At 72.2% G+C, this 26,131-nt stretch carries 24 protein-coding genes and 2 pseudogenes; 6 read left to right on the top strand and 20 right to left on the bottom strand.

The window, feature by feature from the left end:
- Positions 1–50 precede the first annotated feature (50 nt).
- Positions 51–914 (top strand): lipoyl synthase, encoded by an 864-nt coding sequence (locus ACYQ8L_RS08780; RefSeq protein WP_459941410.1) that lies wholly within the window; start codon positions 51–53, stop codon positions 912–914.
- 82 nt (positions 915–996) lie between these two features.
- Positions 997–2,016: a peptidylprolyl isomerase gene (locus ACYQ8L_RS08775; protein ID WP_459941409.1), complete on the top strand. Its 1,020-nt coding sequence runs from the start codon at positions 997–999 to the stop codon at positions 2,014–2,016.
- Between the two features lie 78 nt (positions 2,017–2,094).
- Here ACYQ8L_RS08775 and ACYQ8L_RS08770 read toward each other — a convergent pair whose 3' ends face one another.
- From ACYQ8L_RS08770 to ACYQ8L_RS08760, 3 genes are all read right to left on the bottom strand, one after another.
- Positions 2,095–2,367, bottom strand: coding sequence for an HU family DNA-binding protein (locus ACYQ8L_RS08770; protein WP_459941408.1), 273 nt, complete (start codon positions 2,365–2,367; stop codon positions 2,095–2,097).
- A gap of 59 nt (positions 2,368–2,426) precedes the next feature.
- Positions 2,427–4,772, bottom strand: a complete 2,346-nt coding sequence (gene ptsP / locus ACYQ8L_RS08765; protein ID WP_459941407.1) for a phosphoenolpyruvate--protein phosphotransferase — start codon at positions 4,770–4,772, stop codon at positions 2,427–2,429.
- Positions 4,773–5,067: 295 nt separating this feature from the next.
- Positions 5,068–5,733 carry a TIGR04282 family arsenosugar biosynthesis glycosyltransferase gene (locus tag ACYQ8L_RS08760; protein WP_459941406.1) on the bottom strand — a complete coding sequence of 222 codons (666 nt, stop codon included), beginning with the start codon at positions 5,731–5,733 and terminating at the stop codon, positions 5,068–5,070.
- Between ACYQ8L_RS08760 and murJ the strand changes: the two are divergent.
- A pseudogene (gene murJ / locus ACYQ8L_RS08755) lies at positions 5,732–7,336 on the top strand (murein biosynthesis integral membrane protein MurJ); the annotation flags it as partial. The gene ACYQ8L_RS08760 and the pseudogene murJ sit on opposite strands and share 2 nt — an antisense overlap.
- Here murJ and mazG read toward each other — a convergent pair.
- The gene (gene mazG / locus ACYQ8L_RS08750; RefSeq protein ID WP_459941405.1) at positions 7,310–8,218 is read right to left on the bottom strand and encodes a nucleoside triphosphate pyrophosphohydrolase; all 909 of its coding nucleotides are present in this window, start codon (positions 8,216–8,218) and stop codon (positions 7,310–7,312) included. The pseudogene murJ and the gene mazG sit on opposite strands and share 27 nt — an antisense overlap.
- 178 nt (positions 8,219–8,396) lie before the next feature.
- Between mazG and ACYQ8L_RS08745 the strand changes: the two genes are divergently transcribed.
- The gene (locus ACYQ8L_RS08745) at positions 8,397–9,623 is read left to right on the top strand and encodes a glycosyltransferase family protein (protein ID WP_459941404.1); all 1,227 of its coding nucleotides are present in this window, start codon (positions 8,397–8,399) and stop codon (positions 9,621–9,623) included.
- Positions 9,624–9,710: 87 nt separating this feature from the next.
- Here the strand turns inward: ACYQ8L_RS08745 and ACYQ8L_RS08740 are convergent, their stop codons facing one another.
- The 7 genes from ACYQ8L_RS08740 to tolQ form a co-directional block, all read right to left on the bottom strand.
- The gene (locus ACYQ8L_RS08740; RefSeq protein WP_459941403.1) at positions 9,711–10,088 is read right to left on the bottom strand and encodes a hypothetical protein; all 378 of its coding nucleotides are present in this window, start codon (positions 10,086–10,088) and stop codon (positions 9,711–9,713) included.
- 165 nt (positions 10,089–10,253) lie between these two features.
- Entirely contained in the window at positions 10,254–11,078 is an 825-nt protein-coding gene (locus tag ACYQ8L_RS08735) for a hypothetical protein (protein WP_459941402.1), read from the bottom strand.
- An 11-nt stretch (positions 11,079–11,089) separates the two neighbouring features.
- Positions 11,090–12,988 (bottom strand): sensor histidine kinase, encoded by a 1,899-nt coding sequence (locus ACYQ8L_RS08730; RefSeq protein ID WP_459941401.1) that lies wholly within the window; start codon positions 12,986–12,988, stop codon positions 11,090–11,092.
- Positions 12,985–13,674, bottom strand: coding sequence for a septal ring lytic transglycosylase RlpA family protein (locus ACYQ8L_RS08725; RefSeq protein WP_459941400.1), 690 nt, complete (start codon positions 13,672–13,674; stop codon positions 12,985–12,987). Before ACYQ8L_RS08725 ends, ACYQ8L_RS08730 begins: the two co-directional genes overlap by 4 nt.
- A complete protein-coding gene (locus ACYQ8L_RS08720) occupies positions 13,634–14,551 on the bottom strand; it encodes an energy transducer TonB (protein ID WP_459941399.1) in 918 nt (305 codons plus the stop codon). Before ACYQ8L_RS08720 ends, ACYQ8L_RS08725 begins: the two co-directional genes overlap by 41 nt.
- Complete coding sequence (gene tolR / locus ACYQ8L_RS08715) at positions 14,548–14,970, bottom strand: protein TolR (RefSeq protein ID WP_459941398.1); 423 nt, start codon at positions 14,968–14,970, stop codon at positions 14,548–14,550. The genes ACYQ8L_RS08720 and tolR overlap by 4 nt, the downstream gene beginning before the upstream one ends.
- Complete coding sequence (tolQ, locus tag ACYQ8L_RS08710) at positions 14,967–15,680, bottom strand: protein TolQ (protein WP_459941397.1); 714 nt, start codon at positions 15,678–15,680, stop codon at positions 14,967–14,969. The genes tolR and tolQ overlap by 4 nt, the downstream gene beginning before the upstream one ends.
- 210 nt (positions 15,681–15,890) lie before the next feature.
- On the opposite strand from tolQ, the gene ACYQ8L_RS08705 reads away from it, so the two are divergent.
- Positions 15,891–16,667: a prepilin peptidase gene (locus ACYQ8L_RS08705; RefSeq protein WP_459941396.1), complete on the top strand. Its 777-nt coding sequence runs from the start codon at positions 15,891–15,893 to the stop codon at positions 16,665–16,667.
- A gap of 26 nt (positions 16,668–16,693) precedes the next feature.
- On the top strand, positions 16,694–18,067 hold the full coding sequence (locus ACYQ8L_RS08700) for a sigma-54-dependent transcriptional regulator (RefSeq protein ID WP_459941395.1): 1,374 nt from the start codon (positions 16,694–16,696) through the stop codon (positions 18,065–18,067).
- Positions 18,068–18,412: 345 nt separating this feature from the next.
- Here the strand turns inward: ACYQ8L_RS08700 and ACYQ8L_RS08695 are convergent, their stop codons facing one another.
- The 9 genes and pseudogenes from ACYQ8L_RS08695 to ACYQ8L_RS08655 form a co-directional block, all read right to left on the bottom strand.
- Positions 18,413–19,279 carry a DMT family transporter gene (locus ACYQ8L_RS08695; RefSeq protein WP_459941394.1) on the bottom strand — a complete coding sequence of 289 codons (867 nt, stop codon included), beginning with the start codon at positions 19,277–19,279 and terminating at the stop codon, positions 18,413–18,415.
- Between the two features lie 15 nt (positions 19,280–19,294).
- The gene (tyrS, locus tag ACYQ8L_RS08690; protein WP_459941393.1) at positions 19,295–20,521 is read right to left on the bottom strand and encodes a tyrosine--tRNA ligase; all 1,227 of its coding nucleotides are present in this window, start codon (positions 20,519–20,521) and stop codon (positions 19,295–19,297) included.
- A gap of 96 nt (positions 20,522–20,617) precedes the next feature.
- Positions 20,618–22,639, bottom strand: coding sequence for a monovalent cation:proton antiporter family protein (locus tag ACYQ8L_RS08685; RefSeq protein WP_459941392.1), 2,022 nt, complete (start codon positions 22,637–22,639; stop codon positions 20,618–20,620).
- A complete protein-coding gene (locus ACYQ8L_RS08680) occupies positions 22,636–23,592 on the bottom strand; it encodes an L-threonylcarbamoyladenylate synthase (protein ID WP_459941432.1) in 957 nt (318 codons plus the stop codon). The genes ACYQ8L_RS08685 and ACYQ8L_RS08680 overlap by 4 nt, the downstream gene beginning before the upstream one ends.
- Positions 23,593–23,643: 51 nt before the next feature.
- Positions 23,644–24,135: pseudogene (locus tag ACYQ8L_RS08675) on the bottom strand (D-glycero-alpha-D-manno-heptose-1,7-bisphosphate 7-phosphatase); the annotation flags it as partial.
- Positions 24,132–24,407, bottom strand: a complete 276-nt coding sequence (locus ACYQ8L_RS08670) for a zf-TFIIB domain-containing protein (RefSeq protein ID WP_459941391.1) — start codon at positions 24,405–24,407, stop codon at positions 24,132–24,134. The gene ACYQ8L_RS08670 and the pseudogene ACYQ8L_RS08675, both read right to left, overlap by 4 nt.
- Positions 24,404–24,733, bottom strand: a complete 330-nt coding sequence (locus ACYQ8L_RS08665; protein WP_459941390.1) for a PGPGW domain-containing protein — start codon at positions 24,731–24,733, stop codon at positions 24,404–24,406. Before ACYQ8L_RS08665 ends, ACYQ8L_RS08670 begins: the two co-directional genes overlap by 4 nt.
- Positions 24,730–25,323, bottom strand: coding sequence for a carbonic anhydrase (locus ACYQ8L_RS08660; RefSeq protein WP_459941389.1), 594 nt, complete (start codon positions 25,321–25,323; stop codon positions 24,730–24,732). Before ACYQ8L_RS08660 ends, ACYQ8L_RS08665 begins: the two co-directional genes overlap by 4 nt.
- Positions 25,324–25,515: 192 nt before the next feature.
- Positions 25,516–26,131, bottom strand: a 616-nt coding sequence (locus ACYQ8L_RS08655; RefSeq protein ID WP_459941388.1) for a Clp protease/crotonase-like domain-containing protein, incomplete at its 5' end; no start/stop codon positions are given.

Here is a 26,131-nt window from a genome sequence, read left to right as displayed (position 1 = left end):
ACACCCCGGCGGGTCCACGCCGCCCCTCTTGACCAGGAACGTTTCCCGGATTGGTCCCAACCCCCCCCGATCGGCTTCCCCATGTCCGCGTCCGGCCCGGCGTGCTGGACCGCACGAGGGATCTCCTGGAATCGCTGGGCCTCCCCACGGTCTGCGAGGGCGCCCTGTGCCCGAACCGGCCCGAGTGTTACCGGCGGGGCCACGTGACCGTGCTGATCCTGGGGCGGAACTGCACCCGGCGGTGTCGGTTCTGCGCCGTGGGGAGTGGAGCCCCGGAACCCGTGGACCCGGAGGAGCCGGCCCGGGTGGCCCGGTTGGCCGCGCGCCTCGGCATGCGCCACGTGGTGGTGACCAGCGTGACCCGCGACGACCTCCCGGACGGCGGGGCGGGCCAGTACGCGGCCGTGGCCCGGGCGCTGGCCGGCCTGCCCGATGCTCCCACGGCCGAGGCCCTCGTGCCGGACTTCCGGGGCGACCCGGGGGCGATCCGCACGGTGGCCCGGGCGCCGTTCGGCGTGCTCGCCCACAACCTGGAAACGGTGCCCCGGCTCTACCCCCGGGTGCGGCCGGGGGCGGACTACGACCGGAGCCTCCATGTGCTCGCGGCCCTTGTGGGCCAGGCCCGCGGGCGGCCCGTGAAAAGCGGCCTCATGCTGGGGCTCGGGGAGACGGCCGAGGAGGTCCGGGGCGTGTTGCGCGACCTGCGCTCCGCAGGGGTAACGTCGGTGTGCCTGGGCCAGTACCTGCGGCCCGGGCCCGACCGGCTGCCCGTCGAGCGGTACGTCCCGGAGGAGGAGTTCCGGGCGTGGGCTGCAGAGGCCTGGGTCCTCGGGTTCACGGAAGTGGCGAGCGGCCCGCGGGTGAGAAGTTCCTATGCGGCGGGGCCGAGCGAGTGGCGACCCTTGGGTCCCTGACGTCCCTTGGGTCCCTCAAAGGCTTTCAACACGATTGGGGCATGGCGCCCCGTGTTTCCCTCAACCGAGGAAGGAGTCAGGCATGAAGAAGGCAGTGGTGTGGATGATGCTGGCGGGGCTCGCCCTGGGCGGACCCGCGTTTGCCGCGAACGAGGCCGGGAAGCCCCAGGTGAAGGAGGGAGCGACCCTGGGGCCCGACACCCCGATCGCGGTGGTGAACGGCCAGCCGGTCACCAAGGCCGAGTACGACCGGGCCATGGCCGCGTACCTGCGACGGTTCCGTCAGCTCACGGGTGGCATGCACGGCGGGGTGAGCCAGCCCAACGAACAGATGAAGAGCGAGGTGCTCCAGCAGCTCGTGGACCGCACGCTCCTCTACCAAGAGGCCAAGAAGAACCCGCCCGCCGACCTGGAGGCCCAGGTCGCCAAGGAGCTTGAGGCCATCAAGGGGCGGTTCCCCGACGAGGCCACCTATCAGAAGGCCCTGGAGGGCGAAAACCTGACGGAAGACGCCCTCAAGGACCTGATCGCCCAGCAGGTGCTCGTGCGGCACTACGTGGAGACCGAGATCCAGCCCGGGGTGAAGGTCTCGGACGAGGAGGTGAAGAAGTTCTACGAGGACAACAAGGACAAGTTCTCCACCCCCGAGCAGGTGAGGGCGAGCCACATCCTGATCCGGGCCGACGCCTCCCAGCCGGAGGCCGAGCGCAACGCCGCCCGGGAGAAGGCCGAGGCCCTCCAGAAGCGGGCGGCCGCCGGCGAGGATTTCGCCACCCTGGCCAAGGAGAACTCCGAGGACCCGGGCAGCGCCCCCAACGGCGGGGACCTTGGGTTCTTCACCCGGGAGCGGATGGTGAAGCCCTTCGCCGACGCGGCCTTTGCCCTGGAAACCGGGAAGATCAGCGACGTGGTCGAAACCCGGTTTGGGTACCACGTGATCAAGGTGACCGACCGCAAGGAGGCCACCCAGCACGGGTTCGACGAGGTCAAAGACAACATCGCCGAGTACCTCAAGGCCAAGGCCCTCGACGAGGCCGTGCAGGCGAAGCTGGCCGAGTTGCGGAAATCGGCCAAGGTGGACGTGGTGGCCCCCCACCTCTAGGGGGCGGGCGAACCGGACGAACGAAAACGGGCGGCCCCTCGGGGCCGCCCGTTCTTATGCCTCGGAAGGACCTCGGTGCTACTTCACCGCGTCCTTGAAGCTCTTGCCCGGGGTGAACCGGGGGCTCTTGCTCGCGGGGATGTCGATGGTCTGGCCGGTCTGAGGGTTGCGGCCCTTGCGGGCGGCGCGCTCGGTCACGGCGAAGGTGCCGAACCCGGTGATGGCCACCTTGTCGCCCTTCTTCAGGGCCTCCTCGGTGGTGGCGATAAACGCGTCGAGCAGGGCCTCAGCCTCCTTGGCCTTGAGCCCGGCCTTCACGGCGATCTCCTGGAGCAGTTCGGCCTTGTTCATGGGGCATCCTCCTTGGTTGGAAGGGGGGAAGGGCTACGGGGCCAACGAACGGCCCGACTTTACCTTTCCGTTTGGCGAAACTCAAGGGGTTTGCTGGCAAAAACGCCGTTATCCGGGCCCGGGGAGCGAAAAAGGGGCTCCGGCACCCCCTGGCGCCGCAGTTCCCCGGCGAGGAGTTCCTGGACGTCCCGGGCTCCCGGCGAGGCGAGGAGTTGGGGCACGAGGCGGCGAAGCCCCTCCAGGCGCACGGTCTGCACGAGCCGCCGGATCCGCGGTAGGGCCCCCGGGCTCACCGAAAGCTCGGTGATGCCGAGCCCGAGGAGCGCCGCGGCGCCCAGGGGCAGGCTCGCCATCTCGCCGCACACCGACACCGGCTTTCCGAACCGCCGCCCGGCCTCCGCCACCCGGGCCAGCATGGCGAGCACCGCCGGATGGAGCGGGGTGTACAGGTGCGCCACCCGGGGGTTCGCCCGGTCCACCGCCAGGACGTACTGAACCAGATCGTTCGTCCCCACCGAGAAGAAGTCGGCCCGCTCGGCCAGCCGGTCGAGGAGCAGCACGGCCGAGGGGACCTCCACCATGATGCCCACCGGGACCTCGGGCACCTCCATGCCCCGCGCCTCCAGGCTCCTTCGCTCCTCCGCCAGGATCTCGAGGGCCCGGTCCAGTTCCTCCACCGTGGAGATCATCGGGAACACGATCCGCAAGGGCCCGTGGCGCGCCGCCCGCAGAAGGGCCCGCAGCTGGATCCGGAACGGCTCGTCCATCTCGAGGCTCACCCGGATCGACCGCCATCCGAGGTGCGGGTTCTCCTCCCGGGGGAGCTTGAGGTACGGCAGGCTTTTGTCGCCCCCCACGTCCAGGGTGCGAAGCGTCGCCGTGCGCCCCCCGAGGGCTCCTAGGATGCGCCGGTAGATCTCCACCTGTTCGTCCTCGTCGGGAAAGCGCTCCCGGACGAGAAAGGGAAACTCGGTCCGGTAGAGGCCCACGCCCTCCCCCCCGGCCTCCAGGATCCGGGCCACGTCGCTCAGGAGGGCCGCGTTGCCCCACAGGCGCACCCGGACGCCGTCCCGGGTGACGGCGGGTTCCGAGAGGTGCGCCAGGAGCTCCGATCTGAGCTCCTGGGCGTCGGCCTCCAGGCGCTCGTACTCCCGCACCACCGTGTCGGGCGGATCGAAATAGACGACCCCGGCGTTCCCGTCGGCGATGGTTTGGGTTCCGGGCTCCACGTGGGGCAGCCGGCCCACCCCCATCACGGCCGGGATCCCGGCCGAGCGGCACAGGATCGCCGTGTGGGAGTTTCGGCCGCCCTCGGCGAGCACGACCCCCACGAGGTTGGGCTGCAGGAGCTGAACGAACCGGGACGGGATGAGATCGTCGGCCACCACCACGGTGGGCTCCCGGAACCGGGCCGGCCGGGGCGGGGGGCCATCGCCCCGCAGATGGCCGAGCATCCGCAGGGCCACGTCCCGCACGTCGGCGGCCCGCTCCCGCAGGTAGGGATCCTCCAGCTTGAGGAAGGCGCCGATGTACTCCCGGGCCACCTCCACCACGGCCCGGCTGGCGGACGTCCCCGCCCGGACCCGCTCCTTGATCTTGTCGCGCAGCGTCCGGTCCTCGAGGATCAAGAGGTGGGCGTGGAAGATGGCGCCCTCCTCCTTGGAAAGCGCCCGGGTGACCTGGTCCCGGAGGGCCTCGACCTCGGCCACGCTCGCCTCCACCGCCTTCTCGAGCCGGGCCATCTCCTGGTCGGGGTCCGCCGGGGCGTCGTCCGGGGGCGGCTCCAGGCCGAGTTCCTCGGCCAGGGGATAGGCCGCTCCCCGGGCATAGCCCGGCGAAACCGCAATGCCCCGCAGGAACGCGGCGGCCGGGGGCGGCGCGGGAGGCTCGGACGCGGCCCGGGCCCGAGCGTCGAGGAGGCTCGCGTTGGCGATCAACGGCGCCACCTGGCTTGCCGCCGTGACCAGGAGTCGCACCTCGTCGGGCGTGAACCGCCTCGCCTCGGCGGTCTGCACCGCCAGAACCCCGATGGGCTGGCGCCGGTGGATCAGGGGCACGCCGAGGTACGAGCGGAACCTCTCCTCGCCGATGCCCGGAAAGAACTTGAACCGCGGGTGCCGGTCGGCCTTCTCCTCGTTCACCGGAAGGCCGGTCTCGAAGGCGAGCCCCGTGAGCCCCTCGTTCACCCCCATCCGGATCCGGCCCACGGCCGATCGGTCGAGGCCGTGGGTCGCCCGCAGCACGAGCTCTCCGTCCTCGTGGAGGTACACGGAACACACCTCGACCCCCAGGCGTTCCCGCAGGAGCCCGGTGATCGCGTCCAGGGTTTCCCTGAGGTCGTGGCACGACACCACGATGCGGGAGAGGTCTTCCAGCAAGATGAGCTTTTCGCTTTCGGTGACCACTGGGTCTCGGGCCTCTTGTTGTTCTCGTCTAGGGTCAGGTCTTCTCTTTTGTCTGCATCTTATTGCAGCGGCCAATGTTTGGATCCACTGACCTCTACGATCTGGACTTCCTTTCCAGGTTCCTCCGAGCCGACGCAAAGGGCGGCGGCGCCCCTTCCGGTTGCCGGGCCGGGGGATTCAACCCGGCGGCCAGGGGACCGGGCGGCCTATCTCGAAATGCAAGATCGGGTCCCTTGGCGCGGCTTCCGACCGAGGGGCCGCCCACGGCCCCGGTTCCGGCTGGGCCTTCTCCCGGTCAGGGAACGGGGTGGGCGATTTCGCGCAGGAGCCCCTCCAGTTCCCGCGCCGTGTGGGGTGCCCGCCGGGGATCCCGGCGAAGCGCCTCCCGAAGCTTCGCCAGGTCCTCGGGGGTGTCCACGTCGGGCAACGCCGGGAATCGGGTGACCCGAAACCCGGCTCCTTCCAACGCCTCAATCGTTTGGGAAAGGACCTCGGAGGTGGACCAGGCGATGCCTCGGAACGCGGCGGGGCAGGGTGATCCCAGGGCCAGGGCCACGTAGCCCCCGTCCTCGGCGGGGATGACCGAGGCGGTCGGAGGGGCGCCGGCGGACGCAAACAGCCGGTCCAGGTGCTCCACCCCGAGGAACGGGCAGTCCGTGCCGATCACCCCCACGGTCCGCGCGCCTTCCTGGAACGCGCGGGCGACGGCCCGCTCCAGGCGGTCCCCGAGATCGCCCGTTCCCTGGGGCCAGACCTCCCGCCCTCGGAAGGCGGGATGGTCCGGATCGCCGTCCACGACCCATGTGGTGCGGCCCCCGGGCCAGGACCCCACGGAAGCCGCCACGTCCCGGAGCATCGCGGCATACAGCCGCGCGGCCCCTGTCGCCCCGAGGAGGGGAATGAGCCGGGTCTTCACTTTTGATGGTTGTGGTTCCTTTGCAAAAATAAAAAGATGAAGCATGGCCTCTGAAGAACGTTTCTTGGATACACGAAGCCCGGTGCCGCCCCGGCGGCCCTTCGTCCGGACACAGGGCGCGTGCTATCCTACCGGCTCTTTTCGGAAGGGGCCAGGAGACGCCATGGAACGGGCCGGAGAATCGCGCAGGGAAGAGGGCCGCCGGATCGCCCGGGCGGCCGGGATCGTGTCGGCGGCCACCGGTCTCTCTCGGGTGCTCGGGGTGGTCCGCGACGTGGTGCTCGCCTGGGCGTTCGGGGCCGGCGGGGCGCTCGACGCCTTCTTCGTGGCGTTCCGGCTGCCCAACACCCTGCGGCGGCTCTTTGCCGAGGGCAGCCTCACGGTGGCCTTTGTGCCGGTGTTCGTGGAGGTGACCGAGGGGGAGGGGCGGTCCGTCGCCGATCGCTTGGGGTGCCGGGCCTTGACACTTCTGGGGATCGTGCTGGCCGGAGTGAGCGCCGTGGGGGTGGCCGGCGCCCCCGGGATCGTGCGGGCCACGGCGGCCGGGTTCGGCCGGGACCCGGCCAAGTTCGCCCTCACCGTGGAGCTCACCCGGTGGGTGTTTCCGTACATCGGGCTCATCGGCCTCACCGCTCTGGCCGGCGGCATGCTCAACGCCTGGGGGGTGTTCGGCCCCCCCGCGCTCGCGCCGGTGGTGCTGAACGTGTGCCTGATCGGCGCCGCCCTGGGGCTGGCGCGGCTCCTGGATCCGCCGGTGCTGGCCCTGGCGGTGGGCGTGCTCGCGGGCGGGGTGTGGCAGTTGGCGCTCCAGGTGCGGGCCCTGGGGCGGCTGGGGTTTCGGTTTCGGCCGGCCTGGGCACCGGGCGACCCCCACATCCGCCGGATCGTGCGGCTCATGGGCCCCACGGTGTTCGGGGTCGCGGTGTACCAGGTGAACATCCTGGTGAGCACGTTCCTGGCGTCGTGGCTCCCCGACGGCAGCGTGTCGTACCTCTACTACGCCGAACGGCTGTTCCAGCTCCCCCTGGGGCTTTTCGCCGTGGCCATCGGCACGGCCTCGCTCCCCAGCCTGAGCCGGCTCGTGGCCCGGGGCGACCGGGAGGGGTTCCGGAGCACCCTGGAGGAGGCCCTGGCCATGACCGCGCTCGTGATGCTCCCGGCCTCGGCCGGGCTGGCGGTGCTGGCGGGTCCCATCGTGGGGGCCCTGTTCGGGCGGGGGGCCTTCGACCCGGCGAGCGTGGAGGCCACCGCCGGGGCGCTGGTGGCCTACGCGGCGGCGCTGGCCCCCGTGGCGGCCGTGCGGGTGTTGGCCCCGGCCTTCTACAGCCTGGCCGACACGAAAACCCCGGTGAAGGCCTCGTGGTGGGCGTTCTGGGTGAACCTGGCGGCGAGCCTGGCCCTCATGGGGCCGCTCCGGCACGTGGGGCTGGCGCTAGCGACCGCGGTGTCGAGCGCCTTCAACGCGGGGTACCTGGCCTGGGCCTTAAGCCGCCGGGGCGAGGGACTGCGGCTGCGGCCCCTGGGGCGGCGGCTGGGGCCGATGGCCCTGGCCGCGGTTGGCATGGCGGGGTTGGTCGCCGCGGGGCGGCCGTGGCTGCCGGCCGGGGGGATCCTGGGGCTCCTAGGGGTGCTCGGGCTTGTGGCCGTCGGGGTCGGGGTCTACCTCGGGCTCGCCCGGGCCCTCGGGGTCCGGGAGGTGGCCATCCTCCTCGGGGTGGTCCGACGGCGTCTCGGCCGGGCCTGATCCTCGCTTGGCCACCTGCCACAGGACCTCGAGTTCGTCGAGCGAGGCCTCGGACGGCCGTCGCCCCCGGCTCGCCAGCGCGGCCTCCACCGCGGCGAACCGGCGCAGGAACTTCTCCACCGTGCCGTGGAGGGCCTGCTCGGCGTCCACCTCCAGGTGGCGGCCCAGGTTCACCAGCGCGAACAGGAGGTCCCCGAGTTCCTCGGCCGCGGCCGCGCGGTCGCCCTCGGCCATGGCCCGGCGCAGCTCGCCGAGCTCCTCGTCCACCTTTTCGAGCACCTCGTCGGCCCGGCTCCAGTCGAACCCCACGCCGGCCGCCTTTTCCGAGACCCGGCGGGCCCGGTGGAGGGCCGGGAGCCGGCGGGGCACGCCCTCGAGGGTGCCCCGGTCCCCCTTCTCCTTCGCCTTGATCCGGGCCCACGAGGCGGCCACCTCGTCCGGGGTGTCGGCCCGCGCCTCCCCGAACACGTGGGGGTGGCGGCGCACGAGCTTCTCGCAGATCTCCGTGAGACTGTCGGCCACGGTAAAGCCCCCCTCCTCCCGGGCCATCTGGGCCAGGAGCGCCACCTCCAGGAGCACGTCGCCCAGCTCCTCCCGAAGCCCGGCCCGGTCGCCCCGCTCCACGGCCTCCTGGACCTCGTAGGCCTCCTCCACCAGGTAGGGGGCGATGGTCTCCGGGGTCTGCTTCCGGTCCCAGGGGCACCCGTCGGGCGCCCGGAGCCGCTCGACGATCTCCAGGAGCCGCAGGAACCGCTCCGCCGTGTCGTCGGGAAGGGGTAGGGACATCGGGGGCCTCCTTGGGGTAAAGTGCGGCCGGTAGTGTAAAGGCTGGGAAGCTGGGAGGCTAGGAGGCTGGAAGGCCGATGACGCGGGATGCGACCCGCCGCCCGGTCAGCGGCTGCGGTCCCTGGCCCGTCCTAACGTCCTCACGTCCCAACGTCCTCACGTCACCCCGGAGACGCCCATGGCTGATTTCCTTCAGACCGGACCCGTCACCACGATCCAGGCCCTCACGGGCCACGACCCGGCCCGGTGGGAGACCGCCCTCGGCGAGGCGGCCCGGAGCCGGCCGGTGGCCCTCGTGCTCCCGTGCCTCTACTCCGAGCTGGCCGGGCCGGCGCTGCCGCGCATCCTGGAGCGGCTCGAAGGGGTGGGGTATCTGTCCGAGATCGTGGTGACCCTGGGCGTGGCCGACGAGGCCCAGTTCCGCCACGCCCGCCAGGTGTTCTCGCGGCTCCCCGGCCGGGTGCGGATCGTGTGGAACGACGGCCCCCGGATCGCGGCGGTCAAGGAGCGCATCCGGCGGGCCGGGTTCACCCTGGGCGAGCCGGGCAAGGGGCTCGCGGCCTGGATGGCCTACGGGTACCTTCTGGCCGGCGAGCGGCCCCCGGCGGCCATCGCGCTCCACGACACCGACATCGTGACCTACGAGCGGGAGCTTCTCGACCGCCTGGTCCTGCCCGTGGCGCACCCGGAGCTCGGGTATGCGTTCGCCAAGGGGTACTACGCCCGGGTGACCGACCGGCTCCACGGCCGGGTCTGCCGGCTCTTCGTGGGGCCGCTCCTCGAGGCCGGTTCGCGGCTGGTGGGCGATCACCCGCTCCTCCGGTTCCTCCGGGCGTTCCGCTACCCCCTGGCCGGGGAGTTCGCCATGGAGGCCCGGCTGGCCCGGGAGGCCCGGATCCCGGGCGACTGGGGCCTCGAGGTGGGGACCCTGGTGGAGGCCTGGCGGATCGCCGGGGAACGGGGCGCCTGCCAGGTGGACCTGGCGATCCCCTACGACCACAAGCACCAGGCCACGGGAGAGGGCGGGGCGCGGCCCGCGGGCCTCGTGCGCATGGCCCGGGAGATCGCGCTCACGCTCCTGCGGGCCCTGGCGGAGGAGGGGGTGGTGCTGGGGGAGGGGGAACTGCGGGCGCTGCCCCTGGCCTACCGCCACCAGGGGCGCGAGGCGGTCCGCCGGTACGCCCACCTGGCCGCGGCCAACGGCCTGGGTTTCGACCGCCGGGCCGAATTGGGCCTCGTGGATATCTTCGCCGCGGTGCTCGAAGACGCCGGCCAGGGGTTCCGGGAGGACCCCGCGGGAACCCCGCCGATCCCCTCGTGGGCCGAGGTGCTGGCGAGCGTGCCCGACGTGGGCCCGATGCTCCGGGAGGCGGTGGAGGCCGACGGGGAGGTTGGAGGGGGGTAGCCGAACGGCGGATGGGCGCTGGGGGGCCAGGGGAGAGAGGCGTTCGACGGTTCCTGGGAGGGGGCGCTTGTGCCCGCGGCCGCTGCCCTACGCCGTCTCGTCCACCAGGAGCCCGAGGTGGGAGCGGAGGCGGGCGAACCAGCGGGGCAGGTCGGCGGGGTCGAGGGGGGCGGAGGGCAGGGGGGAGGGCAGGGCCCCGGGGAGCCCGGTCAGGGTCAGGAAGAGAGAGCCCTCCTCCTCGGCGAGGTGCACCCGCACCCCGGACCCTTGGGCCTCGAGGTCGCGGTTGAGCTCCTCCACCGCCTCGGCCAGGGCCTCCTCCCAGGCCGCCCAGCGGTCCGCCGCCTCTTCGCCGCCTTCTTCCCCCTGCTCCTCGCGGCGCCGGCGGAACACCCGGATCCGGGTGCCGCCGGGCTCCACGGGCCGGGGGGCTGCGGTGCCGTACACGTAGGGGTAGTCGGGCATGGCGGTATTCGGTGCGAGAAGGCTGGAAAGCTAGAAGGCCAAAAGCCCAGTCATCCCATTGTCGTGGTCGGGAATTCCCCTGCGGTGGCGACCTCTCTAGGGCCGGAGTGTAACGCACCAAATCGGGCCCATCCTGTCCTCTGTCCTCCGAATTCCGACACCCGATCACCATACTGCGTTGGGGAACGTGCAGGTGGCAAAATCGCGGCCGACGAATTTGTACATCTGGGGGGCCATCCAGCGCCGGCCCAGCACCCCGTCGTGGATCGCCCACGACCGGCCCCGGATCGTGTCGGCCATCCAGGGCATCCGAAACGGCCGGGATCCGTCCATGCGGGCCCGGAGCACCCCCCCGGGCAGAAACTGCCGGTGGATCCACTCCATGTCCTCCTGGCCCGAGGCGTAGGTGAACCCGTACTGCTCGTACTTGATGGCGTTGTGGTACGCCAGGGGCGCCACGTAGAGGATCTCGACGCCGAGGAACCGGCAGAACGCCTCGACGTTCGCGATGAGGTGCCGGAACATCCGCAGCCCCGGCCGCACCTGGTTCGGGGCAAGGCCGGCCGCGAGCGCCCGGATCTCCTCCCGGAGGTTGCGCACCGTCGAGCCCAGGGGAATCGGGTTGCCCTTCGGGTCCCGGTCCACGTGGAACCGGGGGCCGTGGATGTCGTTGATCACGATCCACGAGGCCTCCAGGTGGCCCAGGTAAGTATCCGTGAGCTCGAGGATCAGGGCCGGGTCTTCACATTCCGTCTCCGGCCACACCTCGATGCGCACCGCGTTTTCCCCGGGAACCTCAAGACACCGAAAAGCCCCCTCTGGTCCCTCGGACCACCTCTCCGGCAGCGCAAGCCCGTAGTGCCGGAGCAGCGGCTCGGGCACCACCCGGGCCAGGGCCCGGTGCCGCTCCTCGGCCGGGGCCTCCCAGAGGTCCCGGATGCTTCGCGGTCCGCGCCGGTCGGGTGCCGTGCCCGTCTCCCCACCGCCCATGACCCGCTCCCCTACCCGGTGGGCGAGGAAGGCTCTGCCGACCCCGCCGGAAACGACAGGCGGAACCGGGTGCCCTCGCCGGGCCGGGAGAGAACCTCCACGCTGGCCCCGCAGGCCTGGGCCAGGCGGTGGGTGAGCGCGAGCCCCAGCCCCATCCCCGGGGTCTGTCCCGCGGATTTCCCCCGCCGGAACGGCTCGAACAGGTGGGGGAGGTCTTCGGGGTCGATGCCGCGGCCGTTGTCCGCGATCTCCAGGACCACCCGGTCGCCCTGGGGCTCGAACGCGACCCGGGCCCACCGATCGGGTTTGGAGGGATCGGCGTAGCGGACGGCGTTGGCCAGGAGGTTCTGGACGATCTGGAAGAGCTTCGCCCGCTCGCACCGGATCGGGGGGACGCTCTCGGGCAGTTCGATCCGGACCCCGGCCTCGTCGGCCTCCGCCGCGAGATGCTCGGCCGCGAGCTTCACGAGGGGCAGGGGGTCGAGGTCGTGGAGCTCCCCGGCCGGCCGGCTCGCCCGCGAGAGCTCCCGCAGGCCGTCCACCATCTCGTTCAGGAGGTCGGCCGAGGTCCGGATGCGCTCGAGGAACATGCGGTGGCGCTCGTCGAGCCCGGGGCCGGCCGAGCGGGTGAGGAGGTCGGCGAACCCTTTAAGGCTCACCAGGGGGGTTTTGAGGTCGTGGGCGAGCCGCGAGGCGAAGGCGTCGAGCTCCCGGTTCCGCTCCTCCAGGAGCCGCTGGCGCTCCCTCGCCCCGGTTTCGTCGATGAAGACCTCGATGCACCCGAGGTACCGGCCCCCCGGGCCGCGCACCGGCCCCACGGTGCGCACGAGATGCCGTCGCTCGGGCCGGGCCACCTCGACGGCCTCGCTCCAGGAGTCGATGGAGCAGGCCTCGGGGTCGGCCGGGTTCTGGAGGATGCCCCGGGGGTCGGCGAGGTTTCGGCTGAGGGCCTCGGCCAGCTCGGCGTAGGGCCGGCCCACGAAGGGGCGGGGGTCCACCCCGAGGAGGGTCTCGATCCGCCGGTTGGCGAACCGGACCCGGCCCTCCACGTCCACGAACACGATGGCCGCCGGCGAGGCGTTTAGCAGGCTCGCCAGCACCGCGGCGTACTCGTCGCGCTCCCGGCGGGCCGTCTCGGCCAGGGTGACGTCCTGGATCATGACGCACAGATAGGTCTCGCCGGGCGCGATCGCCACCGGGAACGCCACCCCGCTCAGGATCCGTACCGGGCCCTGGAGGCCGGCCCGCACGGGGTCCCAGGGAAAGGGCGGCAGCTCCACCCACTCGCCCCCCCGGGCCCGTTCGAGGAGGTGGCGCACCCCGGCCTCGGCCAGTTGGGGGTCCTCGAAGGGCCGGTAGCGTCGCAGGCGCTCCAGGTCCTCGGGGTGGGACTCCATGCGCTCCAGGGCCGGGTTCCAGCGGATCGGCCGGCCTCCCTCGTCCAGGATCAGGATGGCGAAGGGGTTGTTGGTGAGGAAACTTTCGAGGAGCACCTCGGCCCGATGCCGCTCCTCGGCCAGCCGGGCCTTTTCGGCGGCGCGGCGGATCCGGCGGGCCAGGTCGGCCGGGTTCCGGAGGGCCACCTCCTTGGTCACGTAGTCGGCCACCCCCTCCAGGAACGACTGGCGGGCGAGCTCCTCGCTGCCGTGGTTCGTGACCAGGAGAAACGGGGCCGGGATCCCCTCGGCCCGGGCCCGGCGCAGGAGATCGAGCCCCGTCTCGCCCCCCAACCAGAAGTCGCTCAGCACCACGTCGGCCCCCCCGTCCCGGAGAAGATCGAGGGCCTCCTCCACCGACCCGGCCTCCGCGAACCCGAGCTCCGGGTCCTGCTCCTCGAGGTTCGCCCGTAGGAGCAGCCGGTGGTCCGCCTGATCGTCCACGAGGAGAAGGCGAAGGGGCGCAGGGGTCATGGGTCGATCCGCACGAGAAAGGGGCGAAGCCCGAGGGCCCGCAGTTCTCCGAGGACCCGGTCGGCGTCCTCCCGGGTGCCGAAGGGGCCCACCCGCACCCGGTGGAACACGGCGTCCCCCCGGTCGAACCGCTCGGTCCAGGCTCGGCCCATCCGACCATCGAGTTGGGCCACGAGCCGGTGGGCGTTCGCCGCCACCGTGAACGCGCCCACCTGCCAGGCGAAGGGCCCCGTCCGGTCCGTGACGCCGTCGAGGGCCTCCACCCGGACCCGGGCTACCCCGGCCTCGGCCATCCCCAGGTCCTGGGCCAGCCGGTACGAGAGGTCGATGATCCGGCCGTCCACGAAGGGGCCCCGGTCGTTGATGCGGGCCACGGCCGACCGGCCGTTCTCCAGGTTTGTCACCCGGACCCGGGTGCCCAGGGGGAGGGTGCGGTGGGCGGCCGTGGGCGCGTACATGTCGTAGATCTCCCCGCTGGCGGTGGGACGGCCGTGGAACCCCGGACCATACCACGAGGCCAGCCCTTCGGCCACATACCCCTGGGCCGTGGGGAGCGGCCGGTAGGTCCGGCCCTTGACCCGGTAGGCGCCGGGGGGCGGGGGCCCGGCGCACGAGGCCACCAGCAGCAGTCCGGCCGCGAGGAGCCTACTCGCCGTGGAACCGGAACCCCACTTCCAGGGTGTCATCGGCCACCTCGTCGGGGATGGGGGGAAGCGGCTGGGCCCGCTCCAGGGCGGCCAGGGCCGCCCGGTCGAAGGCGTCGCTCCCGGAGGACTCCTCCACCACCAGGCGCTGGATCCGGCCCGCGCGGTCGATCACCACCGAGACGATCACGGAGAGGTCCCGGCCCTTGAGGCCGGGGGGGATGGCCCAGTGCTCGTTCACCCGGTCCCACAGGCGGTTGTAGTAGGCCCGGAGCCGGACCTCCTCCAGGGCCGAGCGCCGGCCCGAGAGCCCGGTCGCGCCCGAGCCCCCGGGCCCCTGGGCCGAGGCGGCGTCGAGCCGCTTGCGGATCGCCTCGATGGCCTGCCCCACCCGGCGCTCCCCGAGCTCCGTCGAGGGGCCGGCCGGGCCGGCGGCCAGCGGATCGCCGTGCTTTTCCCGCAGGGCGGCGATGCGCTCCGCGATCTTTCGCTCGAGGGCCTCGGGGTTGGGCTCCGCCGCCGGGGCGGGGCTCGGCGCCGGCTCGGCGGGGACCGCCGCGGCCGCCTTCGGGGGGGCCGGTTTCGCCGGGGATTTCGCCGCCGGTTTGGGCTTCGGCGCCGGCTTGGGCGGGGTTCTGGCCGCGGGCTTGGGGGCCGGCGCCTTGGGCTTCGGCTTTGGGGCGGATTTCGGTTTCGGGCGGGGGGCCGCGGGTCCGCCCCTCGCCCCTTTGGGCCCGGGCCGCTCCACGAGATTCACCACGTGGATCGGGGCGTAGAAGGTGCGTTCCACGGGCCGGATGTGGAACCGTCCGAAGGCCAGGAACAGGGCGGCGTGGAGCACGAGGGACACCCCCAGGGCCTTCCACACCCCTTGGTCCCGGCGGTCGCCGAACAGGCCGTGGTATCGGTGGATTCTCACGGCTCTCGCGGGGGTTCCGTGATCATGCCGAGCCGCTCGATGCCGGCCCGCTTGGCCTCGGCCATCACCCGCACGACCACCCCGTAGGGCACGTCCCGGTCGGCCCGGAGGAACGCCTCCTTCGCGCCCTTGCGGCGGTAGATGGCCTCGAGCTTCTCGGCCAGGGTCTCGAGCGGAACCGGGCTGTTCCCCAGGAACACCCGTCCCGACCGGTCCACCGAGATCACCATGAGGTCGGTCTGGGCGGGCAGTTCCGTGGCCACCACCTGGGGCAGGTTCACGTCCACCCCCTGCTGGATCATGGGGGCGGTGACCATGAAGATAATGAGCAGGACGAGCATCACGTCCACCAGCGGCGTGACGTTGATCTCGGCCAGGTGGGTGCGGGCGGTGCGGCCCCCGGGCGCAGGCGCGTTCACGGGGTCCCCCTCGCGGCCTGGTGGTGGGTCACGATGTTCAAAAACTCGCTCGAGAAGGCCTCCATCTCCGTGGCCAGCACCTTGATCGCGTTGTTGAAATAGTTGTACGCCACCACCGCCGGGATCGCGGCCGCGAGCCCGGTGGCCGTGGCGATCAGCGCCTCGGAGATCCCCGGGGCCACCACGGCCAGGTTGGCCGTGCCCATGACCCCGATCTGGTGGAACGAGTCCATGATGCCCCAGACCGTGCCGAACAGCCCCACGAACGGCCCGGCGCTCGCCACGGTGGCGAGGAACACGAGCATGCGCTCGAGCCGGGTGATCTCGGCGTCGGCCACGAGTCGCAGGGTCCGCTGGATCGTCTCCAGGCGGCCCAGGTGGGGGGCCAGGTCCCCAGCCTCGTCGTGGGCGTCGTCCCGGTTGCGGGTTTTCCTCCATTCCCGGTACCCTGCCCGGAACATCTGGGCCAGGGGGCTTTCGGTGAGGTCCTGGGAGGCGGCCAGGATCGCCTCGAACCGGTTCCCGCCCCAGAAGATCTCCAGGAAGTCCCGGCTCTGGCGGGCCGCCTGGCGGATCACCCAGAACTTGTAGAGGATGATGCCCCAGCACAGGACCGAGGCGAGCACGAGCACGAGGAGCACCCCGCCCACCACGGGCCCGGACCCGAAAGCCATGGAGAGGATGTTGGAAGAGCTGTTCCAGGGATGCACGTCCATCTCCCTCGGGAGCGCGTTGCGAAAGCGGATCGGAACGAACGAAGATAGGCGCCCGGCGGCCGGGGTGTCAACGCATAGCCGGCCGCCCCGGCGGGCCCAGGGGCGGCCGGTCCACCGTCTCGGGGGGAATCGGCCGCGTCTGGGGCGCCCCCGGTCCCTTGGGCCCGTATCGCTCCCCGCGACGTCCCGGATTGGAGAACCGCGTTGGACCCCCTGACCCTGTTCGGAACCCCCGCGGCCGCCCTGCTCGGGGCCGTGGTGGGGAGCTTCTTGAATGTCGTGATCTACCGGCTTCCCCGGGGGGAGTCGCTGGTGCGGCCCCCCAGCCACTGCCCCCGGTGCGGCAATCGGGTCCGGCCCCGGGACAACGTGCCGATCCTGAGCTACCTCGTGCTCCGGGGCCGGTGCCGGGACTGCGGGGCCCCCATCTCGCCCCGCTACCCCCTGGTGGAGGCCCTGACGGCCGCGCTCTCGGCGCTCCTGTGGCTCCGGGTGGGGCCCGCGTGGGCCTTCGGGCCGTACTTTGTGTTCGTGGCCGGGCTCGTGGCCGTGACCTTCATCGACCTGGATCACAAGATCATCCCCGATTCCCTGAGCCTCGGAGGCATCGCGGCCGGGTTCGCCGCCTCGTTCGTGACCGGGCTCGGGCCGGTCCAGAGCCTCCTGGGGGCGGGCCTGGGGGCGGGGCTCCTTCTGGCCGTGGCCCTGGGGTACCGGGCGGTCACCGGCCGGGAGGGCATGGGGCTCGGGGATGTCAAGTTCCTCGGCGCCGTGGGCGCGTTCCTGGGGTGGCAGGCCGTGCTCTTCACGGTGTTCGTGAGTTCGCTGGTGGGCGCGGCGGTGGGGGTGGCCTGGGGCCTCGCCCGGGGCGGCGGGCTCCGGCTCGAGGTGCCCTACGGCCCGTTTCTGTGCCTGGGGGCCGCGCTCTACCTTTACGCCGGGCCGGAACTCGTGGGATGGTACCTGGGGCTTTTGGGCTGACCCATCGCCAGGCGGGAGAAACGATCGTGACCCACACGCTTCTCATCGTGGACGACGAGGCCATCGTCCGGGAAACCCTCGCCTCGATTCTGGCGGACGAGGGCTATACCGTCACCGAGGCGGCCGACGGCCAGGAGGCCCTTGATCTGCTGGACGAGCGGGGCGCCGACGCGTTCGATTTCGTGCTGTGCGACATCAAGATGCCCCGGGTGGACGGCCTGGAGTTCCTCCGGAAGGCGCGGGCCCGGGGGTGCACCTCCACCATCGTCATGATGTCGGCCTACGGCACGGTGGATACGGCGCTGGAGGCCCTGAAGCTCGGCGCCTACGACTACATCTCGAAGCCGTTCAAGACGGACGAGGTGCTCCTCACCCTCAAGAAGGCCGAGGAGCGCGAACGGCTCCTGCGGGAGAACCGGGCCCTCAAGGAGGCGATCCGGCGCGAATACCGGTTCGAGAACCTGGTGGCCCGGAGCCCCCGGATGCAGGCCGTGCTGGAACTGTTGGCCAAGGTGGCCGACTACCGCACGAGCGTGCTCCTGGTGGGGGAGGCCGGCACCGGCAAGGAGGTGCTGGCCCGGGCCCTGCACGCCAACTCCCGCCGGGCCGACGGGCCGTTCCTCAAGGTGAACTGCCGGGCCGTGCCCGAGGCGGTGCTGGAGGCGGAGCTCTTCGGCCACGAACCGGGTGCCTTCGGCGACGTGCCCCGCGCCCGGCCCGGCCTGTTCGAACGGGCCCAGGGCGGCACCCTGTTCCTCGAAGACGTGGACGGGTTGCCCCCGTTCCTCCAGGTACGGCTCCTGCGGGTGCTCCAGGAGGGGGTGACGCGCCGGGTGGGGGGGGCCGCGGACCTCCCGGTGGACGTCAGGGTGGTGAGCGCCTCCCAGGTGGACCTCAAGAAGCTCGTGGCCGAGGGCGGGTTTCGGGAGGACCTCTACTACCGGCTCAGCGTGATCCCGGTGCTGGTGCCGCCCCTCCGGGAGCGGCGCGAGGACATCCCGCTCCTGGTGAACCGGTTCCTGGAGCGGTTTGCCCAGGAGACCGGCAAACCCGTGACCGGGGTGAGCGCCGAGGGGATGGAGATGCTCCTTCGCTACGGCTGGCCGGGGAACGTGCGGGAGCTCGAGAACGTGATCGAGCGGGCCGTGGTGATGGCCGACGGCACCGCGATCGAGGCGAACCACCTGAGCCCCTGGATCCAGGAGGGGCAGGACGGGCTCTTCCCGGCCATCGGCCCCGACGAGTACTCGATCAAGAAGGTGGTGGCCCGGGTGGAGGAGGAGCTGATCCGCCGGGCGCTCCGGAAGACCCGGGGCAACCGGAGCCGGGCGAGCCGGCTCCTGGAGATCAGCCACCGGACCCTGCTCTACAAGATCAAGGACTACGGGATCGATCTGTGAAGGGCTGAGGGATCGGGAATCGAGAAGGGTGAATCGGGATGGCCCGGTTGGGCCATCCGGTCCGTCGCCCGCATCCGCACGCCCCCCCGCGCGTGAGCGCGACCCGTCTCCGGCGACTCTTTTGTCAGGGGCCAGTGGACAGACGACAGAGGACAGAGGACAGAGGTTCTCTGATCCTGGGTAAGCCCCCGGCGTTGCCGGGGGTACCTGACATCTGTCCTCTGACTTCTGGCCCCTGGTACAGCAGCCGCTCCCACGGGTTGGGACAGCCGCTGACGTTGGAACCCCAAAGGATTTTAGCCTCCCAGCCTCCCAGCCTCCCAGCGTCCCAGCGGGAAGGCATTCCTACCTTGCGGGCCGGCCTCTCCCGCCCAGGCCGAACCCGGCGGCGATGCCGGCGAGGATGAGGCTCCCGCCCCCCACGGTCTGCCACGAGGGCACCTCGCCCAGGATCAGGTAGGCCAGAATGGTGGAACCCACGGGCTCGCCCAGGATCGCCAGGGCCACGGCCGGGGCCGTGAGGTGGCTCAGGGTCGCATTGATCGCGGTGTGCCCCAGGATCTGGGGCCCCAAGGCCAGGGCCAGGAGCCAGCCGTAGGTGGCCGGGGGATAGGGCCCCAAGGGGGTGCCGGTGACCAGCACGGCGGCCGCGAGCACGGCCGCGGCCACGGCGTAGACCCAGGTGGAGTAGGTCCGGGCCGGCAGGCCCCGGCGGGCCCGGCGGCCCACGGTGAGATAGGCCGACATGGCGAGCGCGCCCCCCAGGGCCAGGAGGTCCCCCAGAAGCGGCTCGGTCCCGCCCCCGAAGTCCCCCCACCCGATGAGCCCCGCCCCGGCGAGCCCGAGCCCGATGCCGGCCAGGGTTCGGCGGTCCGGCGGTTCCCCCAGGAGCCAGGCGAAAAGGGCCACGAACAGGGGGTTCGTGGTCACCAACACCACCGAGGCGGCCACGGTGGTGTACCGGAGGCTCGCGATCCATAGGGCGAAGTGGGCCGCGAGGCACACCCCGGCCGCCCCGAACCAGGGCCAGGCCGACCGGGGGGGGAGCCGCCGGGTCCGCCAGAGGTCGTAGGCCACCAGCAGCGCCGCGGCGATCCCCAGCCGGTAGGCGGCGATGGCGAGGCTCGGCGCCTCGCACAGCCGGATCAGGATGGCGGCCGTGGAGATGACCCCCACCCCGCCCGTGAGCACCCACCCCGGCCCGGGCCGCACCCCGCGCCCCCGCCCTCAGTTCCCCCGGGGCCGCACCACGCAGTACTTCTTCTTGCCCGCCCTAAGGAGGATCACCCCGTCCTGGAGGTCGGCCTCGGTGATCCGTTGGTCGAAGCTCCCGATCGGCTTGCCGTGGAGGTAGGCGCCGCCCTGGGCGATGAGCCGCCGGGCCTCGCCCCGGCTCTTCGTGAGGCCGGCCTCGTGCAGCAGCACGAAGGCCTCGATGCCCTCCCGGAGTCGGGGGGCGTCCACCTCGTGGGTCGGCGCCTCGTCCAGGTTTCCGGCCCCGCCGAAGAGCGCCCGGCTCGCGTCCCGGGCCTTCCGGGCCTCGGCCTCGCCGTGGACGAGCTTCGTGACCTCGAAGGCCAGCACCTCCTTGGCCTCCCGGATCCGGGCGCCCTCGAGCCGCCCCAGTTCCCGCACCTCCTCCATGGGCAGGAACGTGAACAGCCCCAGGAACCGCTCCACGTCCGGGTCCTCGGTGTTGATCCAGTACTGGTAGAAGTCGTAGGGGCTCGTGCGCTCCGGGTCGAGCCACACCGCGCCCTGGGCCGTCTTGCCCATCTTGGCGCCCGAGGCCGTGGTGAGGAGCGGAAACGTGATGCCGTGGGCCTCGGCGCCCTCGACCCGCCGGATGAGCTCCACCCCGGCCACGATGTTCCCCCACTGGTCGTTTCCGCCCATCTGGAGCCGGCACCCGTAGTGCTGGAACAGGTAGAGGAAGTCGTAGGCCTGGAGCAGCATGTAGTTGAACTCGATGAAATTGAGCCCGGTCTCGAGCCGCTGGCGGTAGGACTCGGCCGCGAGCATCCGGTTCACCGAGAAGTGGACCCCGATGTCCCGGAGGAACTCGATGTAGTTGAGCTCGAGGAGCCAGTCGGCGTTGTTGAGGAGCATCGCCCCCCGGTCGAAATCCAGAAACCGGGCGAGCTGGGCCTTGAGCCCCCGGGCGTTCTCCTCGATCTGCTCCCGCGTCAGGAGCTTTCGCATCTCGGTCTTGCCCGAGGGGTCGCCGATCATGGCCGTGCCGCCCCCCACGAGGGCAATGGGCCGGTGGCCGGCCCGCTGCATGTGCGCCAGCGCCATGATGGGCACGAGGCTCCCCACGTGGAAGCTCGAGGCCGTGGGGTCGAACCCGATGTAACAGGTGGTGGGGGCGGTGAGGAGTTCGCGCACCTCCTCCTCGCCGGTGGTCTGCTCGAGGAACCCGCGCTCCCGGAGCACGTCGAGCACGTGGGCCATGGGGTGTCCCTCCTGGTGGTGATCGATCGGGGCTGGCGGGGCCCCCGGGGGAGTCCCGCAAAGGCGGGCGATCCTAGCAACCGGTTCGCCGGGGGGTCAACGGCCGGCCGGGGGGGCCGGGGGAATCTCCGGCTCGGGCGGGGCGGGGGAGAGGAGCCGGGCCGCCTCGGCCAGGGCGGCCGGGTCGCCGATCAGCACGAGTTCGTCCCCGGCGGCCAGCCGGGTGCCAGGGGGCGGGTTTGCGATGACCCGGCCGTCGGGGTGCCGCACGGCCACCGCGGTGGCGCCGGTGCGCGACCGCAGGGCCGCCTCGGCCAGGGTCTTCCCGGCCACCGGGCTATCGGCGGCCACCCGCACGGTCTGCAACGCCACCCCGGCCAGGTACGGCCCCAGGTCCGCGCCGGCCGCTTCGGCCTCGAGCCCCCGGAGCATCTCGTACGCCCCCTGCCGGATCTCCGCCACGAGGGCCTCCACCGTTTCCCGGGGGACCAGGTACCGCCGGAGCACCCGGACGAAGATCTCCACCGAGGTCTCGAACTCCTCGGGGATCACGTCGGCCGCGCCGAGCCGCAGGAGCGCCGGCACCTCGAGCACGTACCGGGTGCGCACGATGAGGTGGGCCGCGGGGTTGAGCCGTCGGACCTGGGCCACGATCCGGCGGGTGGAGGCGGCGTCCGAGACCGCCACCACCACCACCCGGGCCCTTTCCACGCCGGCGTGGACCAGGGTGTCGGGGGAGGTGGCGTCGCCGTACAGGATCCGCACGCCCCTCTTCCGCTCCTGGCGCACGGTGTGGGGGTTCAGTTCCACCACCACGTAGGGGATTCCGGCCACCTCGAGGGCCCGCACCACGTTTCGGCCGTTCACCCCGTAGCCCACCACCACCACGTGGTCCTCGAGGGCCGGGGCGGTGTCCTCCGGCTCCAGCGACGGGCCCCGCACCAGGGCCCACCGGCCGAGGCGGCCCCTCCAGCCCGCCACCCTGCCGCCGGCCCGGTAGAGCCACGGGGTCACCCCCATCGTGAGGCAGGTGGAGGCCACGAGCCACTGGGCCTCGGCCGGGGCGATCACGCCGCGGCTAGCGGCCTCCTGGGCCAGCACGAACGAGAACTCCCCGATCTGGGCCAGGGCCAGGGCCGCCGCGGCCGCGATCCGCAGGGGGTACCCGGCCACCAGAACCCCGGCGGCCACGGCGAGGGCCTTGGCCCCGGTGGCGACGGCGGTGCCCCCGAGCACCATGCCGGGGGACTCCCAGATCACCCGCGGATCGAGGAGCATGCCCACCGAGACGAAGAAGAGGATGGTGAAGATCTCCCGGAGCGGGGCGATGTCGCCGAAGGCCTGGATCCCGAACTCCGATTCGGAAAGGATGAGGCCCGCCACGAACGCGCCGAGGGCCATGGAGAGACCGGCCTGGGCCGAAGCCCAGGCCGCGCCCAGGGCCAGGCCGAGCACCGTGAGAAGGAAGACCTCCCTTCGGCGGGTGCCCACGGCGGCCCGCAGCAGCGCCGGCACCACCCACCGGGCCGCGGCGAGGGCCCCGGCCATGAACCCGACGCCCTTGGCCGCGGTCCAGGCGAGCCCGGCCCAGCCCGCGTGGTGCCCGCCCAGCCAGTCCACCACCAGGATCATGGGCACCACGCACAGGTCCTGGAAGATGAGGAGCGAAAGGGCGGCCCGGCCCTGGGGCGAGTCCACCTCGGCCCGTTCGGCCGCGAGCCGGGCCACCAGGGCCGTGCTGCTGAGCGATGCGGCCAGGGCGAGCACCAGGACCGAAGGCGGTGAAAGCCCGGCCAGGTGGGCGGCCCCCGCCACCAACGCCCCCGCCAAGGCCACCTGCACGGCCCCGCCCCCGAACACGACCCGCCGGAGCTGCCAGAGCCGCTCCACGGAGAACTCGATCCCGATCGAGAAGAGGAGGAGAACCACCCCGATCTCGGCCAGGATCTCGATCTCGTGGTGCCGCTCCACCAGCCCGAACCCGTGGGGCCCCAGGGCCACCCCGGCCGCGATGAACCCCACCACCGCCGGCACCCGCACCCGGTGGAAGAGGTACACCACCGCCACGGTCAGGGCGAGCACCAGGACGTAGTCCCCCAGGATCTGGACGACGGTCACGGCGCCTCCGATCCGGCGGCCGCGGCCCGGCGCAGGCGGTCGAGGATGGCCAGGCCCAGGCCCTCGGCGGGCACGGCCTCGGCCACGATCGCGTCGAGGCCGGCCTGGTCCAGGTGCCGCAGGGCCGCGAACAGGCGGGCGGCCGCCTCCCGCAGATCGCCCCGGGGGCTGAGGACCTCAACGGCCTCGAACCGGTCTCCGGGCGGCGAGCCGCGAAACGCGAGCGCCCCCAGCCGGCCCCGGGGGAGGTCGGCGGCACCCAGGGAGTCGACCAGCACGACCGGGGTCCGGGGGGCGTAGTGGGAGGGCAGGGTGCCGGGGGCGAGCCCCGGCTTCGGCGCACCCCGGGCGAGGGGGCCGGTCACCCGCTCGATCTCCTCCACCGGCACGGCGCCGGGCCGAAGCAGCCGGGGTTCCCCCACCAGCGACACGATGGTGGATTCGACCCCCAGGGGGCACGGGCCGCCGTCGAGCACGAGATCCACGGCCCCGGCGAGCTCCTCCACCACGTGCTCCGCCCGGGTGGGACTGGTGCGGCCGAACCGGTTCGCGCTGGGCGCCGCCACGGGCACGCCGGCCCGGGCGAGGAGCTCCAGGGCCAGGGGGTGGGAGGGCACCCGCACGGCCACCGTGGGAAGGCCCGCGGCCACGAGGTCGGGCACCCGGGTCGCCCTGGGGAGCACCAGGGTGAGCGGCCCCGGCCAGAACCGCCGGGCGAGCTCCCGGGCCAGGGCCGGCACCTCGGCCGCCACGGCCGGCAGATCCTCGGCGGCCCCGAGGTGGACGATCAGGGGGTCGAACCGGGGCCGGCCCTTGGCCTCGAACACCCGGGCCACGGCGTCCTCGTCGAGGGCGTGGGCTCCCAGGCCGTACACGGTCTCGGTGGGAAAGGCCACGAGCCCCCCCTCCCGGAGGACCCGGGTCGCCTGTTCGATCCCCTCGGTGCCCACGATGCCGATGCCGGCCCGGGCCAGGATCCAGCGGGCGGCCTCTCCGATGCCGGGAAGCACCGCATCGGCGAGCCCACCCAGTTCGTCCCGGTGTTGGGCCCCGTGGCCCGTGAGGAGATAGACGCCCGTGGCGCCCACCCGCCGGGCCAGTTCCATGTCGTGGGGGCGGTCCCCCACCACGAACGACCGCGCGAGGTCGATGCCGTACTCCTCGGCCGCCCGGAGGAGGAAATGGGGATTGGGCTTCACGCAGGCGCACCGCTCCGAGCGCTGGTGGGGGCAGGTGTAGAAGGCCCGGATCGGGGCCCCGACCTCCCCGAGCCTCCTTGCCATATGGCCGTGGACCCGCTCCACCTCGTCGGCCGTCACCTCGCCCAGGGAGATGCCCGGCTGGTTCGTGACGACGAACAGGTCGAAGTGGGGGGCCAGGAGCCCCAGGGCCGACTCGGTGTCCGGAAACCAGACGAGATCCTCGGGCGACCGGACGAACCCCACGTCCTCGACGAGCGTCCCGTCCCGGTCGAGGAACACGGCGGGGCGCGTCATTCCTCCTCCCCGTCGGTGCGGGCCAGGGCCAGGAGGATCCGCTCCATCTTGGTGCGCGGGGCGGGTTCCACCCCGGGGTTCACGACGCCGCGCCGGCGGGCCCGTTCGGCCTCGGCCCGGCGGCGCTCCGCGTCGCGCCGCTCCACCTGGCGGGCGAGTTCGTCGATCTGGTCCCGGTCGATCCAGATTCCTCCGCACACCGGGCAGTGGGTGAGCCACACCCGGTAGCGCAGGGTGCGGGTAAGGGTGTTGGCGCAGCGGGGGCAGATCATGGGGCGACTCCGTGTTCGGGTGTTTCGGGGTCGGGGTGGCCGGCGCCCCGTTCCCGGCGGGCGGCCCGGTCGTAATAGGCCCGCACCCGGGCCAGCGTCCGGCGGGCCCAGCCGAACTCCAGGGCCAGCACGCCGAGCCCCAGGGGGATCACCACCATGCCGGGGCCGGGAAGCAGGAGGAGCACCAGGCCCGCGGCCAGGAGGGTCCCGCCGATCAGGGCCACGGCCACCTTGCGGACCAGCCGGACCGCCTCGGGAAGGGACCGCCCGGCCGCGTACCACCAGGGCGGGCGGAGGCCGGGTCGGCCGCCGGGTTCAGGGGTCATGGGGGCGCGGGAGAAACCGGAACCAGCCGGCCGGTGGCAAGGTCGTACACGAGGCCGTGGACCTCCAACCGGCCGGCTTCCACGGCCTCCCGCACGAAGGGGTAGGAGAGGGCGTTCTCCACCTGGAGCCGCACGTTCTCCTCGACCATCCAGCGGTGCCGGTGCGACGGGCCTTCCCATGGGTCGGCGGCCGCCCGACGGCCCGCCCGTCCCCTCAGTCCGTCGAGGTGCCCGAGCCATCGGGACACGAACCCGCCCGGTTCGTCCGGACGGTCGAGGGCCTCGATCCCGCCGCACCCATAGTGACCGCAGATCACCAGGGTTTGGACCCCGAGTTCTCGGATCCCGTACTCCAGGACCGCGCCGACCGCCGGCTCGTGCCGGGGCACGAGGTTCGCCACGTTTCGGTGGACGAAGATCTCCCCGGGTCCCGAGTTGGTGATCAGGTTCACCGGGACCCGGGAGTCCGAACACCCGACCCAGAGCACCGACGGGCGCTGGCCCCGGCACAGGGCCGCGTAGAACGCCCTGCGGGGCACGAACTCCCGTTCCACGAACCGTCGGTTTCCGTCAAGGATGCATTGGATCATGGCGGCTTCCCGGTGGGGTCTTCGGGGTTTCGCGGTCCCGAGGCGGAACCGTACCGCCCGGGCGGGGCACCGGCAAGGGAACGGGCCGGGCGCCTCCACCGAGAGGAGCCCAGCCCGTTTGTACTATTACTCCGGCGGCGAAATAGACACGGTCGGGGGCATGGGGCCCGCTGGAGAGCCAGGCGCGGCCCCTCAGCCCTTGGGCTTGGGCAGCACCTGCTCGAACGCGCCCTCGTCCATCAGCGCCCCCTGGGCCACGAGCTGGCGGTATTTGATGAAGTCGATCACGTCCTCCCCGGTCATCTTCCGGGTGCTGAACGCCGTGAACCCCAAGAACGCCTCGCACATCATGTTCGCCGCCAGCCAGTGCCGGTTCGCCAGCTTTGCCTGGTCCCAGAAGAACTTCTTCTTCGCCCGGATCATGTCGATCGACATCTGCAGGCACCCCGGGAACAGGTTCGCAAACCGCCAGATGATCTGGTTGACTTCTTTGTCGAGGAGCTCGAAGTCCACCGTGCACGACTTCACGAGCTCCTTGGCCTTCTGGGCCTCCTCCCCCGTCTTGAACTCCCCGTACACGATCTCGCCGTCGCGCACGTACTCCTCGGTGATCACCTGGGGGTTTCGGATGAACGTGCCGTCCGCCGTCTTCAACACCGGCACGGCCTTCGAGATGAGCCCCTTGGCCTTCATCTTGTAGGCCGACCACAGCTCGCACGAGATGCAGTTCCACATGGCGTCTTCCATGGAAAGGAACCACGGCAGAAAGTCCGTGGACCCGCCCACCGGCGCCGATCCGTGCTTGGGC

This window comes from Deferrisoma palaeochoriense, from assembly GCF_054656955.1.
This window is presented reverse-complemented; position numbering and strand designations above follow the sequence as displayed.

Excerpts from the sequence above, each read along its gene's own strand:
- ACYQ8L_RS08745 (WP_459941404.1), top strand. The coding sequence starts at position 8,397 with ATGGCTGATTTCCTTCAGACCGGACCCGTCACCACGATCCAGGCCCTC.
- ACYQ8L_RS08670 (WP_459941391.1), bottom strand. The coding sequence starts at position 24,407 with ATGATCTGCCCCCGCTGCGCCAACACCCTTACCCGCACCCTGCGCTAC.
- tyrS (WP_459941393.1), bottom strand. The coding sequence starts at position 20,521 with ATGGCCCACGTGCTCGACGTGCTCCGGGAGCGCGGGTTCCTCGAGCAG.
- ACYQ8L_RS08665 (WP_459941390.1), bottom strand. The coding sequence starts at position 24,733 with ATGACCCCTGAACCCGGCGGCCGACCCGGCCTCCGCCCGCCCTGGTGG.
- ACYQ8L_RS08735 (WP_459941402.1), bottom strand. The coding sequence starts at position 11,078 with ATGGGCGGTGGGGAGACGGGCACGGCACCCGACCGGCGCGGACCGCGA.
- ACYQ8L_RS08725 (WP_459941400.1), bottom strand. The coding sequence starts at position 13,674 with ATGACACCCTGGAAGTGGGGTTCCGGTTCCACGGCGAGTAGGCTCCTC.
- ACYQ8L_RS08730 (WP_459941401.1), bottom strand. The coding sequence starts at position 12,988 with ATGACCCCTGCGCCCCTTCGCCTTCTCCTCGTGGACGATCAGGCGGAC.
- ACYQ8L_RS08760 (WP_459941406.1), bottom strand. The coding sequence starts at position 5,733 with ATGCTTCATCTTTTTATTTTTGCAAAGGAACCACAACCATCAAAAGTG.
- mazG (WP_459941405.1), bottom strand. The coding sequence starts at position 8,218 with ATGTCCCTACCCCTTCCCGACGACACGGCGGAGCGGTTCCTGCGGCTC.
- ACYQ8L_RS08775 (WP_459941409.1), top strand. The coding sequence starts at position 997 with ATGAAGAAGGCAGTGGTGTGGATGATGCTGGCGGGGCTCGCCCTGGGC.
- ACYQ8L_RS08740 (WP_459941403.1), bottom strand. The coding sequence starts at position 10,088 with ATGCCCGACTACCCCTACGTGTACGGCACCGCAGCCCCCCGGCCCGTG.
- ACYQ8L_RS08770 (WP_459941408.1), bottom strand. The coding sequence starts at position 2,367 with ATGAACAAGGCCGAACTGCTCCAGGAGATCGCCGTGAAGGCCGGGCTC.
- ACYQ8L_RS08660 (WP_459941389.1), bottom strand. The coding sequence starts at position 25,323 with ATGATCCAATGCATCCTTGACGGAAACCGACGGTTCGTGGAACGGGAG.